Origin of the sequence: Paraburkholderia dilworthii, assembly GCF_000472525.1 — a bacterium.
In the GTDB taxonomy this organism is placed as follows: domain Bacteria; phylum Pseudomonadota; class Gammaproteobacteria; order Burkholderiales; family Burkholderiaceae; genus Paraburkholderia; species Paraburkholderia dilworthii.
Genome location: NZ_AWZT01000003.1, coordinates 77,866 through 92,450, shown reverse-complemented (window position 1 = coordinate 92,450; position 14,585 = coordinate 77,866). Strand labels below are relative to the sequence as shown.

Sequence of the window (14,585 nt, the reverse complement as noted above, 5' to 3'; positions counted from 1 at the left end):
CACAATCGGCCCGCTCTCAAAGAAACGCTACACCACGAACACTTAGAAGAAACCGAGCGGTTTCTCGCTGTAGCTGACGAGCAGGTTCTTCGTCTGCTGGTAATGGTCGAGCATCATCTTATGATTTTCCCGGCCGATGCCCGATTGCTTGTAGCCGCCAAACGCCGCGTGTGCCGGGTACGCGTGATAGCAATTGGTCCACACGCGGCCCGCCTGAATCTGCCGGCCGAAGCGATAGGCGCGCGTGCCGTCGCGTGTCCATACGCCGGCGCCCAAACCATAGAGCGTATCGTTGGCGATCTCGAGCGCTTCGTCTTCGGTCTTGAATGTAGTGACCGAAACAACCGGCCCAAAGATCTCTTCCTGGAAGATGCGCATCTTGTTGTGACCGCGGAATACGGTCGGCTCCACGTAATAGCCTTTGCTCAACTCGCCGCTCAACGTGTTGCGCTCGCCGCCGATCAGACACTCAGCGCCTTCCTGCTTGCCAAGGTCCACATACGACAGGATCTTCTCCAATTGTTCCTGCGAAGCCTGCGCGCCGATCATCGTCCTCGTGTCGAGCGGATGACCTTGCGTGATCGCCGCCACGCGCTTCAACGCGCGTTCCATGAAACGGTCATAGATCTTTTCGTCGATCAACACACGTGACGGACAGGTGCACACTTCGCCCTGATTCAGCGCGAACATCGCGAAGCCTTCGAGCGCTTTGTCGAAATAGCTGTCGTCCTGATTCATCACGTCCGCGAAGAAAATGTTCGGGCTCTTGCCGCCGAGTTCGAGCGTGACGGGAATGATGTTCTGACTCGCGTATTGCATGATGAGGCGGCCGGTCGTGGTCTCACCGGTAAACGCGATCTTTGCGATGCGCTTGCTCGATGCCAGCGGCTTACCGGCTTCCAGGCCGAAGCCGTTGACAACATTCAGCACGCCGGCGGGCAGCAGGTCCTGAATCAACTCCACCAGCACGAGAATCGACGCGGGTGTTTGCTCGGCCGGCTTGAGCACTACGCAGTTGCCGGCAGCGAGCGCGGGCGCGAGCTTCCACACGGCCATCAGAATAGGGAAATTCCACGGAATGATCTGGCCCACCACGCCAAGCGGCTCGTGAAAGTGATAGGCAACGGTGTCGTCGTCGATCTCCGAGATCGAGCCTTCCTGCGCGCGCACGGCGCCGGCGAAATAGCGGAAATGGTCGATGGCAAGCGGAATGTCGGCGGCCATCGTTTCGCGCAACGGCTTGCCGTTGTCGATGGTCTCAGCGACCGCGAGACGCTGCAGGTTCGCTTCCATCCGGTCGGCAATGCGGTTCAGAATGTTCGCGCGATCGGTCGTCGAGGTCTTGCCCCATGCTGCTTTAGCGCGGTGCGCAGCGTCGAGCGCGAGTTCGACATCGGCCTCACGCGAACGTGGAATCGAGGTGAACGGCTCGCCTGTGATCGGCGATACGTTGTCAAAGTACTCACCGCCCGCGGGTTTCACCCATTCGCCGCCGATAAAGTTCGCATATTGCTTCTTGTAGGGGAATTCGGTCGTCAGAAACTGCATCTCTGCGTGATTCATCTGTGTGCTCCTCACATGTCTGAATGGGCTATAGCCGGCGCGATGCTGCGCGCGGTTGCAATCCGTTGAAGTCGGCCGCGTCACCGTAGAGCCAGAACTATGCCAATGCACCTGGCTGGTGAGCCATGCACGCGTGGCACGCATAGGCGCACCGGGTCGCGCGTTTTTACGTTGAGTCGACGGCGGCGTGGCGCGTCGTTTCTGATCAATGCGGTTGTTGCTGTTCACGAATTGAACAAGGGCGGAGCGCGTGACGAGGCAATTAGTGCGGTAAGCCGGTGCGCGCGATCGGCATGGGACTTGCCTTGTCTTTTCTCATCGATACTCCATTGCGCGGATTCGCCATGACGATCGAAACCACCAGCGGCAACCCGGCAAGCGCAACGGCCTGCACAAGCGCCACGCTCACGCTACAGCCGGGCTTTCGCGTGCAGACCCGCGTCGCTTACGACGCGGACGAACAGGCGCGCAATCTTCACGGCTGGCATCAGACCTACGACCAGTTGACCGCGGGAAGCTTTGTCGGCGGCTTGACGGAGTTGTGCCTCGATCACATGCAGGTCTTTGTCGAAACGACGAGCCACACGTTGAGGCAAACCTGCGAAGTGCAGAAAGACGCGTACTGGTTCGGCATTCCGACGAGCCGCGCAGGCTCCGGTCGCATCGACGCGCAAGTCATTGGCGGCGACGCGCTCGCGTTTCGTCCGGGCGGCATCGAGTTCGAACTGCTGACGTCGGCGGGCTACGAGATTTTCGGCGTGGTCGTGAAGGGCGACGTGTTGCGCCGCTACGCAGCGCAGGTGGAGCGCGTCGGTCTGTCCGAACCGTTGCCGCAGGCTGAAGTCGTGCCGCTCGGCATGGCGCGCAAGGAGCGCTTGTGCGCTTGGCTGCGTGAGCTTTTCCGGCACAGCGCGGCGAGCGCTGCGCCCTTGTCTTCGTCCGCGCGCGAGAACTTGCAGGCGTCGGTGCTGGCGTCGTTGTTCGACGTCGGCGCGTTACCCGCATCTTCCGAACCGGTGACGATACCCATGCGCGCGCGCCGTCAGTTGATCGTCTCGGATGCGCGCGACTATGTGCTCGCCCATCGCGATCGCGCGGTCGGCGTACCGGAACTTTGCGAACGTCTGCATGTAAGCCGGCGCACGCTGCAGTACTGCTTTCAGGATGTGCTCGGCATGGCGCCCGCGACCTATGTGCGGGTAATTCGTCTGAACGGCGCGCGGCGCGATCTGTGCAATGCATCGCGCGAGTCCCGCTCGGTGCAGGACGTGGCAGCCGCGTGGGGCTTCTGGCATATGAGCCAGTTTGCAACCGATTACCGCAAGCTCTTCGGCATGCGGCCCTCGGATACCTTGAAGGCCGCAATCGGCGCGAATCCGGCCATGAACAGCCGCTCGTTCGCGCACTAGTCGTAGTTGCCTCGCGGCGGCGCCCGGCGTGTTCTCCGCGTGTCTATTTGCGCAGCAACCGCAAACCGTTAGCTACGACTAGCAGGCTCGCGCCAACATCGGCGAAGACAGCCATCCACATAGTGCCGAGACCCATCACGGTCAACACCAGAAATACGCACTTGATGCCGAGCGCGAGCGCGATGTTTTGCACCAGCACGGCATGCGTCGCTTTCGATAGACGGATGAAAAGCGGAATCTTGCGCAAGTCGTCGTCCATCAAGGCGACGTCGGCGGTTTCGATTGCGGTGCCGGTTCCCATCGCGCCCATCGCAAAGCCGATGTCGGCGCGTGCAAGCGCGGGCGCGTCGTTGATGCCGTCGCCCACCATGCCCACTTTCGCGCCATCGGCCGACCACTGCGCGATAGCGTCCAGCTTGTCTTGCGGTAGCTGATTGCCGCGCGCTTCGTCGATACCGACTTGCTGTGCGATCGCGGCAGCCGTGTGCGGATTGTCGCCAGTGAGCATGGCTGTGCTAACGCCCACGCGGTGCAATTCGGCGATAGCGGCGGAGCTCGTCTTCTTCACCGTATCGGCGACGGCGAACAGCGCGAGCACGCGCTCAGCGTCGCTTAGCAGCACCACTGTTTTGCCTTGACGTTCAAGCGCGTCGAGCCGCGCTTCGAGTGACGGCGAACAACGCCCGAGTTCTTCAGCGAGCCGATGATTGCCGAGCCAGTACGTCAGGCCATTTATGTCGCCGCGCACGCCGCGTCCCGCGAGCGCTTCGAACGAATCGACGGTGACTTTGCCCACGCCGTCGTTCTTTGCCGCCGCCGCAATCGCCATCGACACCGGATGATCGGAGCGCGCCGCAAGACTCGCGGCGAGCGTGCGGCAACGCGCGGCGTCGGCATCGGCATCGGCGAAGATGACGAATTCGGTTTGCACGGGTTTGCCGTGCGTGATCGTGCCGGTTTTATCGAACGCCAGGCGCCTTAGCTTGCGGCCTTGTTCGAGGTAAGCGCCGCCCTTGATGAGGATGCCCTTGCGCGCAGCGGCGGCAAGACCGCTGACGATAGTCACCGGTGTCGAGATCACGAGCGCGCACGGACACGCGATCACCAGCATCACCAGCGCTTTGTAGATCCACGCTTGCCACATCCCGCCGAACAGGAGCGGCGGCACGAGCGCCACCGCCAGCGCGACGGCGAACACGAGCGGCGTGTAGACACGCGCGAACTGATCGACGAAACGTTGCGTGGGCGCTTTGGTGCGTTGTGCCTGTTCGACTGCGTGGATGATGCGCGCAAGCGTCGTGTTGCTCGCCGCGGCCGTCACGCGATAGTCGAACGAGCCGGTTTGATTGACGGTGCCCGCGAACACGGCGTCGCCGATGGCCTTCTCGACCGGCAGACTTTCTCCGGTGATAGGCGCCTGGTCCACGCTCGAACGCCCTGCGACGAGTTCTCCGTCGAGCGCAATCCGCTCGCCCGGCTTTACGCGAACCAGCGCGCCTGGCGCGATCGCCTTCAGATCGGTGAGCCGCCAGCTGCCGTCGGGTTGCCGCACGCTCGCCTGTTCGGGCGTGAGTTGCATCAGCCCCTGGATCGCGTTGCGGGCGCGGTCGAGCGACTTTGCCTCGATCAGTTCGGCGACGGTGAAGAGCACCATCACCATCGCCGCTTCCGGCCATTGACGCAGGATCAATGCACCGGTCACCGCAATGCTCATCAGCGCGTTGATGTTGAGGTTGCCGTGGCGGATCGCGAGCCAGCCCTTGCGGTACGTTGTCAGGCCGCAGGACGCGATCGCGATGACCGCGAGAACCGCTGCCACCCAGGCAGGCGCGCCGAGCCAGCCAGCCGCCTCTGAAGCCGCCGCGGCGACGCCCGCGAAGGCGAGCGGCCACCAGCGTTTCGACTGACCGGGCGCGGCTTGTTGAGTGGCTGGTTGCAAAGCCTGCGTTTCAGGACCCGCGAATTCGGGCGTGAAGTCGAGCGAACGAAGCGCGGCAAGAATGGAGTCGAGCGCATCGGGCGCGTGCACTACGGTCAGCGCGCGCTGCATCAGGTTGAACTCCACGCTGCGTACGTCCGGCATACGACTGAATTTCTTGCGGATCAGCGCTTCTTCGGTCGGACAATCCATTTGCATAATGCGGATCGCGGTGCGCACGTCGTTGCCCACCACTTCGGATGGCGGCAACTGCGTGCGCAACTGCGCAGGAGGGTGAGCCGAGACGCCGCAGCAGCCTCCACCCGCATGGTCGTGTCGATGCTTTTCATGGTTATGGGCGCGGGCTTTGGCCTCTTCGGCCTGATCAACATTCGCCTCGTGGGCGTGCGGCATGGTGGCTTCCTCGTTCGATTTGTGGTCTAGTAAACACCTTGAAGCCACTACAAGGTCAAGGCCGGCATCGGGAGGGCCCATGAAAATAGGCGAATTGGCGAAGATCGCCCATTGCACGACCGAAACCATCCGCTTCTACGAGAAGGAAGGGCTGTTGCCCGAAGCGGAGCGCACCGAGGCCAATTACCGCAGCTATACCGCGAAGCATGTCGAGCGGCTGCGCTTCATTCGCAATTGCCGCGCGCTCGACATGACCCACGACGAGATCCGCGCGCTGCTGCGTCTGACCGACGCGCCGGCTAACGGCTGCGGCGGCATCAATGATCTGATCGACGAGCATATTGCGCACGTCGATACGCGCATCGACGAACTGCAGCAACTCAAGGCGCAACTGCGCACGCTGCGCGAGCAATGTCACGGCGAACAGGCCGTCGAAGATTGCGGCATCGTGCAGGGTCTGAGCGAAATGGACGTGAGCGTACCGCGTGCGCGGCATACGCATCTCGGTTGATGCGTCCCGTCGAATCAATAATCGAATCCAGTTGGAGAAGCAACGTGTTCACATGTAGAAATCAGTCCTGCGGCGCGCAGTGGGAGCAGTCGGACGTCGTCATCAAAAACGAGGGACAGGGGCTGCTGTTCCGTTGCCCGCTGTGCGGCGCGCGAAATTACGTCGAGCGTTTCGAAGGCGACGACGGCTCGGTGCTGTACGAGCAGATGGAAGGCCGCCCCTTTCCCGGCCCCGTTGCCGAATAGTCTCCAGCCTTCACCCGATAACGAGCCATCATCCTATGAACAGTCCCACCACCGCCGGCGCGCCGTTTAGCCAGTTGCCGCTGCCGCCCGCCGCGCTCGCGAACCTCACGCAACTCGGCTATGTCGAGATGACGCCGATCCAGGCCGCGAGCCTGCCTATTGCGCTCGCCGGCCACGATCTGATCGCGCAGGCGAAAACCGGCAGCGGCAAGACCGCGGCGTTTTCGCTGGCGCTGCTCGCGCGTCTCGATGTGCGCAATTTCGCCGTGCAGGCGATGGTGCTCTGTCCGACGCGCGAACTCGCCGATCAGGTCACGCAGGAAATTCGCCGTCTCGCGCGCGCGGAAGAAAACATCAAGGTGCTGACCTTGTGCGGCGGCACACCGATGCGTCCGCAGACCGCGAGCCTCGAACACGGCGCGCATATCGTGGTCGGCACGCCGGGCCGCATCATGGATCACCTGGAGCGTGGCAGCCTGCCGTTGCAGTCGCTCAACACGCTCGTGCTCGACGAAGCGGACCGCATGCTCGACATGGGTTTCTTCGACGATATCGCGACGGTCGTGAAGCAATGCCCGAAGGAGCGGCAGACGCTGCTTTTCTCGGCAACGTATCCTGAAGGCATCGTCAAGCTCAGTCAGCAGTTCCTTCGGAACCCGAAGGAAGTGAAGCTCGCCGAGCGGCACGACAATACGAAGATCCGCCAACGCTTCTATGAAGTGACCGAAGACGAGCGTCTGCATGCGGTCGGCCTGTTGCTGAACCACTATCGCCCGGTGAGCACGCTCGCGTTCTGCAATACCAAGCAGCAATGCCGCGATCTGCTGGACGTTTTGCGCGCACAAGGTTTTCATGCGCTCGCGTTGCATGGCGAACTCGATCAGCGCGAACGCGATCAGGTGCTGATCCAGTTTGCGAACCGCAGCTGCTCGGTGCTGGTCGCAACAGACGTCGCCGCGCGCGGCCTCGACATCGCGCAACTGGAAGCGGTGATCAACGTGGACGTGACGCCCGATCCGGAAGTGCATGTGCATCGTATCGGTCGCACGGGTCGTGCCGATCAGGAAGGCTGGGCGTTGAGCCTCGCGAGCATGAACGAAATGGGGCGCGTCGGCAGTCTGGAGCAGGCGCAAAAGCGGGAAGTCGAATGGCACAAGCTCTCCGAACTGACCGCGGCCAGCAATGAGCCGCTATTGCCGCCGATGGAAACGCTGCAGATTCTCGGCGGCCGCAAGGAAAAAATCCGTCCGGGCGATGTGCTCGGCGCGCTGACCGGCGAGGCCGGTTTCGCCGGGTCGCAGATCGGCAAGATCAACGTGACGGAGATGTCGACGTATGTGGCGGTCGAACGCAGCGTCGCGCGCGAAGCGGTGCGCAAGCTGAGCGCGGGCAAGGTGAAGGGCAAGAAGGTGAAGGTCCGTTTGATGGACGAGGCCTGATTCCCCAACGAAGCGGTGAGGGCGGCGCGCCGGCATAGGCGCGCCGACTGCCTCAGCGGCATTCACCGCATTCGCCACTTTGGCCGCTTTCACTGCTGATGCGCACCTGCTGCACCTTCCCTTAGGTCGCCTTGCCGTGTTCTCCGCTTCGACTGTCGCCCGAAGCCGCATCACCTCCGGTCATACCTAAAAGCTGTTCCACCTTCCGCCGTACCTCCTTCTTCTTCCATCGAACTCCATATACGGCCGCTCCTCCGGGCGCACGCGCCGTGGCGCGCGCCATGACATAAACGCATGCCGCGTATGACAAAGTTTCGATTGTGACGGTTCTTTGGCTGATGCCTAATCATCCAACCGGCAACAGCCGCAACGACCGGCACTCGACCGGAATGGACAGCCGCGCGATCCGCAGCCGCAAATTCGCCGCCGGACGAAGATAGGGAGAAGCCTTATGAAGAGCGCCACGCAAGCCCGCTCGAAATTGCCAGACGTTGGCACGACGATCTTCACAGTGATCGGTCAACTGGCCGCCCAACACGATGCGCTTAACCTGTCGCAAGGCGCGCCCAACTTCGCGCCGGACGCCAGGCTGATAGACGGCGTCGCGCAGGCGATGCGCGCCGGCCATAACCAGTACGCGCCGATGGCCGGCATCTCGGCCCTGCGCGAAGCGCTCGCCGACAAGGTGCACACACTCTACGGCGTGCGCTACGACCCGGCGAGCGAAGTGACGGTGATCGCGAGCGCGAGCGAAGGCCTTTATTCGACGATCAGCGCATTGGTGCACCCAGGCGACGAAGTCATTTACTTCGAGCCTTCGTTCGACAGCTACGGACCGATCGTTCGGCTGCAAGGCGCGACGCCGGTGCCGATCAAACTGTCGCTGAGCGATTTTCGTGTGAACTGGGACGAGGTCGCCGCCGCGATCACGCCGAAGACGCGCATGATCATCATCAATACGCCGCACAATCCGACCGCGACCGTGTTGAGCGAAGCTGACATCGCTCGATTGAAAGCGATCACGCGCAACACGGACATTGTGATTCTCGCCGACGAAGTCTACGAACACGTGGTGTTCGACGGCGCGAAACATCAGAGCATGGCGTGCGATAGCGAGCTTGCCGAACGCAGCGTAATTGTGTCGTCGTTCGGAAAGTCGTATCACGTCACCGGCTGGCGCGTCGGCTATTGCCTCGCCCCCGCCGAATTGATGAACGAAATCCGCAAAGTGCATCAGTTCATGGTGTTTTCCGCCGATACACCGATGCAGTACGCGTTCGTCGACGCATTGTCCAATCGCGACAGCTACCTGGGCTTGTCCGCGTTCTATCAGCACAAGCGCGATCTGCTCGCGCGTGCGCTTTCCGAATCGCGCTTCGAGCTATTGCCGAGCGAGGGCAGCTTCTTTATGCTCGCGCGGTTTCGCGGATTTTCCGACGAAAGCGATAGCGATTTCGTGTTGCGCCTGATTCGCGATGCGCGCGTCGCGACGATACCGCTGTCCGCGTTTTACAGCGACGGCACCGATTCGGGCCTGATTCGCCTGAGTTTTTCGAAGGACGACGCGACGCTAATCGAAGGCGCGCGCCGTTTATGCGAGATCTGAAGTGGATGGGCGTCCGCGCGACGGCGGCAAATCCAGGCGCAGTATGATCGCCGCACCGTTGCGCCGTCGCGTCGCTGAACATCACACGCTGTGCATTCGCAGTACAACGAAACCGGAGAAAAGGGACCTGCTATGAAATTGCTCAAGCCTCTATTGGCGCTGGCCTGCGCATTCGCATCGATGGCGGCCTCGTCTGCTGCCGTTGCCGCCGATACATCGACGCTGCGTTTCGGGCTCGAAGCGCAGTATCCGCCGTTCGAATCGAAAGGGCCTAGCGGCGAACTGCAAGGTCTCGACATCGACGTCGGCAATGCTGTATGCGCCGCCGCGCATATGACCTGCAAATGGGTCGAGACGTCGTTCGACGGTTTGATTCCGGCGCTGCAAGGCCGCAAGTTCGACGCGATCAACTCGGCGATGAACGCAACCGAACAGCGCCGTCAGACGATCGACTTCACGACAGTTGTCTATCGCGTGCCGACGCAACTGATCGCAAAGCGCGACAGCGGTCTGCTGCCGACGCCCGAAGCGTTGAAAGGCAAACGCGTGGGTGTGTTGCAGGCGTCGATTCAGGAGACGTTTGCGAAGGCGCATTGGGAACCGGCTGGCGTCACGGTCGTGTCGTATCAGGATCAGAACCAGGTCTACACGGACCTCGTCGCCGGGCGTCTGGACGCAACGCTCGTGCTGGCGCCCGCGGGACAAACCGGCTTCCTCTCGAAGCCGAATGGCAAAGACTACGCGTTCGTCGGACAGCCGGTGCGCGATGACAGGATTCTCGGCAGCGGCATTGCATACGGCATCCGCAAGGGCGACACGGCGCTGCGCGAGCGGCTGAACGCGGCGATTGCGAAGGTGCAGGCCGACGGCACCGTGAAAACGCTCGCGGCGAAATACCTCGGCAATATCGACGTCTCGGCGAAGTAATCGTTTGCGGTTCCCGGTTCCCGGTTCCCGGTTCGCGTACCGCGTGAGTCCGCTTGTTCGCTGAGCGTTTGACGGCTACGATAAGTGGCCTCGCTGAGGCTGCAGCTTCGGCTGCGGTCGCTGCTGCGAGGTCCACGCAAAACCGGAGGCGCGCGAATGAGCGGAACTATAAAGGCGGCAATTCGCGCGAAGCGCGCATGCGAGCCGCGTTTCTGGCGTAGCGAGGCATTGCCGTTCATCGAGGCGCGCTCCATCGAGGACGGCCGCGAAATCTGCTACGCGAAGCATTCTCACGAAACGTTTTCGATCGGCGCTGTCACAGGTGGACGCAGCGTGTACGTGAATCGTCACACGCGCGAATGGACCGGCGCGGGCGCGGTTGTCCTGATGAATCCCGACGATGTACACGCGTGCAATCCCGTTGCCGACGAGCGCTGGTCGTATCGAATGCTTCACCTCGACGTTGCATGGCTCACTGGCCTGCAACACGAACTAGGCTTCGGCGAAAACCACGCGTTTCGTGCGTTTTCACAGACCATGACGACAGACGCGGCACTATTCAGCGGTTTGAACAGGCTGCATCAGATTCTTGTCGACACACACGCGGACCTGCTGCGCAAACAAAGCGCGGCGACCACGTTTTTCTCGGAAGTACAACAGCGTCTGAACCCCGCACCTCTTTGCGCCGACGACGCGAGCCGCCAGATCGCGCGAGCGGCCGAATTCATCGCTGAAAATTGCACACGCTCGCTGAAACTCGAGGACGTGTGCAATGCGGCGGGCTTGTCCGCATCGCATCTGATTCGCGCATTCAAGCAGCGTTACGGCATGACGCCGCACGCCTATCTGATCAATCGCCGCATTCAATACAGCCGCGCTCAACTCAGGCGGGGCCGTCTGATCGCCGACGTGGCGCTCGACGCGGGCTTTGCCGATCAGGCGCATTTGCAGCGTACGTTCAAGCGGCTTGTCGCGGCAACGCCGGGGCAGTACCGCAACTGAGATCGTGCCGGCGCTCACCGCTACTCTCTTCGTGGCGCATCACGTTGCAAGCAGATACAGCGCGCTCGCGGCGAGTAACGCGGCCATGATTCGATTGAAGAACCTGACACGCTTCGGCGCCTGCAAGTACTTGCGCAAGAACGTGCCGGCGTAAGCCCAGCTTGCAATCGACACATAGCAGATCACGAGGTAGATCACGGTGAATTGCCAGACGAGTTTGCCGTCACCGTCGGCTGCATACGCGCCCATGCCCGCCAGCGAAGCGAGCCATGCTTTCGGATTGAGCCATTGCATCGCCGCGCCATAGGTGAAGGAGGGACCGCGTGACGGCTTATCGGTGCCGAGCTGGCCATCATCGGCGGCGAGCTTGTAGGCCATGTACAGCAGAAACGCGACGCCGGCCCATTTGACGATGCTGATGAGATGGGGGAAGTGCGCGAGCAGTTCATGCAGACCTAGGCCAATGAGCAGAAGCAGCAACGTGAAGCCGGCAGTCGCGCCGCTCACATGACGCATGCTCGCGCCAAAGCCGTGCTGTGCGCCGGCGCTCAGCGCAACGACATTGACCGGGCCTGGCGAAATCGACGAAGCCAGCGCGAACGCGGCCATAGAAAGCAAAGCGGACATCGGGTGCCTCGATACGTGAATGCGCGGGATTGACGCGGCTCAACGGTATCGGCGGCGAGGCGGAGTGTATTGAAGGAAATTGCTGTGCGAGCCTACATACCGGCATTTTCGACGACGCGGCCTTCCGCGCGCCAGCGCAGCATGCCGCCGGCGAGATTCGCGACGTCGTTGAATCCCGCTTGCCGCAGTATTACCGTGGCTTGCGCCGAACGGCCCCCGGCACGGCACACCGCCACGATCGGCCGCTCTTTCCCGAGCTCCGTCGTGCGCGCGGCGAGATCGCCGAGCGAAATAAGCCGGGCTGCCGGAATGCGGCCGAGCGGTCCGTCGAATTCGTCCGGCTCGCGCACGTCGACGATTTGCACTGAGCGGAGATTGTCCTCCAGCCATTGCGGGCTGACTTCCCAGATGCCCGCGAAGGTGTACGCGAGCGGCGCCCATTCCGGCTCCGCGGCCTGCGTGGGATCGCTCGCGGCGACGCCGCACTTCAGATTCGCCGGCACCGCGATGTCGATCTGCTTCGGATGCGGCAGACGCAGGTTCGTCACGTATCCGACGAAATCGTCTTCGCACAGTTCACCGCCCAGGCGCGGATTGAAGCGCCGCTCTTCACCGACACTCGTGACAGTTAAACCGCGGTAGTCGTGCGCCGGGTAAAGCAGGCATGTGTCCGGCTGACTGAATATCTCATTGTGGATTGCGCGGAACATCGCGCGCGCGTCGCCGTGCTGGAAGTCGGTGCGGCCCGTGCCTCTGACCAGCAGACAATCGCCGGTGAACATCATCGTGCCGTCGTCGAGTGCAAGGCTGATGCAGCCGTTCGTGTGGCCCGGCGTCGCGCGCACTTCAAGGTGACGTGTGCCAAACGCGCAGCGGTCACCGTGGTTCAGATAGCGGTCGGCGCCTTGCGCGCCACTTGCGGCCGATATCGCGATCGCGCTACCTGTGCGGCGTTTTAGCATCCACGCGCCCGTCACGTGATCGGCGTGCACGTGAGTGTCGATCGTATAAAGCAGGCGCAGTCCGAGTTCCTGGATCAGCGCGGTATCGCGGCGCACCTGCTCGAAAACCGGATCGATCAGAATAGCCTCTCGCGCTGTGCTGTCGGCAAGAAGATAGGTGTACGTCGACGATTGCTGGTCGAATAGCTGCCGGAAGATCATCACGTTTTTGCTCCGGTGGCCCGCGTCGTAAAAAACACCAGGCGCATGCGATGCGCCCGGCTTCACTACACCGCGATCACTGCGGCTGTGTCACGTACCGCAGATAAGGCTTCACGGTTTTGAAGCCTTCCGGGTATTTTTTCGCCGCATCGTCGTTTGAAACCGATGTCGGAATGATGACATCGTCCCCCGGCTTCCAGTTCACGGGCGTCGCCACCGAATGCTTTGCGTTGAGCTGCAGCGAATCGAGCAGACGCAGCACTTCGTCGAAATTACGCCCCGCGCTCATCGGATACACGAGCATGGCCTTGACCTTCTTGTCCGGCCCGATGATGAACACCGAGCGTACCGTTGCGTTGTCGGCCGCGGTGCGCGTGCCGCCGCTCGCGTTCGGATGGATCATGTCGTAGAGCTTCGCGACATTTAGATCAGCGTCGCCGATCAGTGGGTAGTTGACCGCGTGGCCCTGCGTCTCTTCGATATCCTTCACCCAGTTCTGGTGATCACTGACGGGATCGATGCTCAGCCCGATGATTTTCGTATGGCGCTTCTCGAATTCGGGTTTGAGGCCGGCCATGTAGCCAAGCTCAGTGGTGCATACAGGTGTGAAATCCTTCGGATGCGAAAACAGAATCACCCAATGGTCGCCGATCCATTCGTGAAAATGAATCGTGCCTTCGGTGGTTTCGGCAGTGAAATCTGGAGCTTCTTCTCCAAGTCGAATCGACATTGTCATCCTCCATGAGAGTGCGCCGGGCGGTGGCGCCGCTATTCGAAGAGGCGGTCCCCGGGCTGCCTGATGTTTCGATCAGGCGATTGCTTGACTCACGATCAGCCTCCAGCCGGTTGGACTGTATTTGCGCGGGAGGACCATGCGGACGCAGCGAATCAAGAAGTTTTCGCAGATTGCTGTGGAGCCGAAAATACCGATGCGCTACGCGTCGCGCTTAAAGCGTAGGACAAAAATGCGCATCGCTCTAGCCAGCTTGCAGGGCTAATCCGCCGTTTGCCGGAATTTACGTATCGCTCCACATGCGCAGCAGGTTGTGATAACAGCCGACGAGCGTGCGACGCGCGGCGTCATCCGCATTCGAGGCGTTCAGACGCTGAATGGCGCCGTCCATATCGAACAGCATCGCGCGCTGCGTATCGTCGCGCACGAGGCTTTGCACCCAGAAGAAGCTCGACACGCGCGCACCGCGCGTCACCGGCCGCACCTGGTGGAGACTGGTGCCGGGGTAAACGATTGCGTGGCCGGCGGGCAGCTTCACTTCCTGTACGCCGAAGGTATCTTCGATCAGCAGTTCGCCGCCTTCGTATTCGTCGGGCGGCGTGAGGAACAGCGTGACCGACACGTCGGTGCGCACGCGCGCGCCGCTGCCGGGCACGAGACGGATTGCACCGTCGACATGGCTGCCGAAATGCATGCCGCCTTCGTAGCGGTTGAAAAGCGGCGGATAAACCTTGTTGGGCAGCACCGCGCTGATAAAAAGCGGATGTCGCTCGAGCGCCGCGATGGTCCTGTCGCCCATTTCGAGCGCGATCGGCGAGCCTTCCGCGATCTGCTGGTTGCGCTTGACTGGCGCTCCCTGATATCCCGCCGTCGCGCGGCCGTCAACCCAGGCATCCGTTGACGCTTCGAGATGCGCGCGCATCGCGGCGGCGTCGGCGGGGCTGAATACGTCGGGGATCGAGACAATCATCGTGGGACTTTCCTGCGAAACCGCACGCTTTGCCGCTGTGTGACAGCGGACAGCAGCA

13 protein-coding genes are annotated in these 14,585 nt (G+C 61.9%); 7 read left to right on the top strand and 6 right to left on the bottom strand.

The genetic code is table 11. From position 1 onward, the window contains the following. Nucleotides 1-42: 42 nt before the first annotated feature. Nucleotides 43-1,563: an aldehyde dehydrogenase gene (gene adh, locus F759_RS0106350; RefSeq protein WP_027799115.1), complete on the bottom strand. Its 1,521-nt coding sequence runs from the start codon at nucleotides 1,561-1,563 to the stop codon at nucleotides 43-45. Between the two features lie 344 nt (nucleotides 1,564-1,907). On the opposite strand from adh, the gene F759_RS0106345 reads away from it, so the two are divergent. Beyond that, nucleotides 1,908-2,972, top strand: a complete 1,065-nt coding sequence (locus F759_RS0106345) for a helix-turn-helix domain-containing protein (protein ID WP_027799114.1) — start codon at nucleotides 1,908-1,910, stop codon at nucleotides 2,970-2,972. A gap of 43 nt (nucleotides 2,973-3,015) precedes the next feature. On the opposite strand, the gene F759_RS0106340 is transcribed toward F759_RS0106345, so the two are convergent. Further along, entirely contained in the window at nucleotides 3,016-5,304 is a 2,289-nt protein-coding gene (locus tag F759_RS0106340) for a heavy metal translocating P-type ATPase (protein ID WP_036023725.1), read from the bottom strand. Nucleotides 5,305-5,383: 79 nt separating this feature from the next. Here F759_RS0106340 and cadR point away from each other — a divergent pair, with 79 nt between their 5' ends. The 6 genes from cadR to F759_RS0106305 all read left to right on the top strand — a co-directional run bounded on the left by cadR (nucleotide 5,384) and on the right by F759_RS0106305 (nucleotide 11,034). Then, nucleotides 5,384-5,815, top strand: a complete 432-nt coding sequence (gene cadR, locus F759_RS0106330) for a Cd(II)/Pb(II)-responsive transcriptional regulator (protein ID WP_027799112.1) — start codon at nucleotides 5,384-5,386, stop codon at nucleotides 5,813-5,815. A 44-nt stretch (nucleotides 5,816-5,859) separates the two neighbouring features. Continuing rightward, nucleotides 5,860-6,060 carry a hypothetical protein gene (locus F759_RS0106325; protein ID WP_027799111.1) on the top strand — a complete coding sequence of 67 codons (201 nt, stop codon included), beginning with the start codon at nucleotides 5,860-5,862 and terminating at the stop codon, nucleotides 6,058-6,060. 35 nt (nucleotides 6,061-6,095) lie between these two features. Next, nucleotides 6,096-7,499, top strand: coding sequence for an ATP-dependent RNA helicase DbpA (gene dbpA / locus F759_RS0106320; protein ID WP_027799110.1), 1,404 nt, complete (start codon nucleotides 6,096-6,098; stop codon nucleotides 7,497-7,499). A 451-nt stretch (nucleotides 7,500-7,950) separates the two neighbouring features. Beyond that, the gene (locus tag F759_RS0106315; RefSeq protein ID WP_027799109.1) at nucleotides 7,951-9,105 is read left to right on the top strand and encodes a pyridoxal phosphate-dependent aminotransferase; all 1,155 of its coding nucleotides are present in this window, start codon (nucleotides 7,951-7,953) and stop codon (nucleotides 9,103-9,105) included. Nucleotides 9,106-9,237: 132 nt separating this feature from the next. After that, nucleotides 9,238-10,032 carry an ABC transporter substrate-binding protein gene (locus tag F759_RS0106310; RefSeq protein WP_027799108.1) on the top strand — a complete coding sequence of 265 codons (795 nt, stop codon included), beginning with the start codon at nucleotides 9,238-9,240 and terminating at the stop codon, nucleotides 10,030-10,032. Nucleotides 10,033-10,188: 156 nt separating this feature from the next. Further along, complete coding sequence (locus F759_RS0106305; protein WP_036023722.1) at nucleotides 10,189-11,034, top strand: helix-turn-helix transcriptional regulator; 846 nt, start codon at nucleotides 10,189-10,191, stop codon at nucleotides 11,032-11,034. 39 nt (nucleotides 11,035-11,073) lie between these two features. On the opposite strand, the gene F759_RS0106300 is transcribed toward F759_RS0106305, so the two are convergent. The 4 genes from F759_RS0106300 to F759_RS0106285 form a co-directional block, all read right to left on the bottom strand. Continuing rightward, nucleotides 11,074-11,661 carry a LysE family translocator gene (locus F759_RS0106300; RefSeq protein WP_027799106.1) on the bottom strand — a complete coding sequence of 196 codons (588 nt, stop codon included), beginning with the start codon at nucleotides 11,659-11,661 and terminating at the stop codon, nucleotides 11,074-11,076. 92 nt (nucleotides 11,662-11,753) lie between these two features. Continuing rightward, entirely contained in the window at nucleotides 11,754-12,824 is a 1,071-nt protein-coding gene (locus F759_RS0106295; RefSeq protein ID WP_027799105.1) for an MBL fold metallo-hydrolase, read from the bottom strand. Nucleotides 12,825-12,900: 76 nt separating this feature from the next. After that, on the bottom strand, nucleotides 12,901-13,554 hold the full coding sequence (locus F759_RS0106290) for a peroxiredoxin (protein WP_027799104.1): 654 nt from the start codon (nucleotides 13,552-13,554) through the stop codon (nucleotides 12,901-12,903). 286 nt (nucleotides 13,555-13,840) lie between these two features. After that, entirely contained in the window at nucleotides 13,841-14,527 is a 687-nt protein-coding gene (locus tag F759_RS0106285; protein WP_027799103.1) for a Fe2+-dependent dioxygenase, read from the bottom strand. Nucleotides 14,528-14,585: the final 58 nt, after the last annotated feature.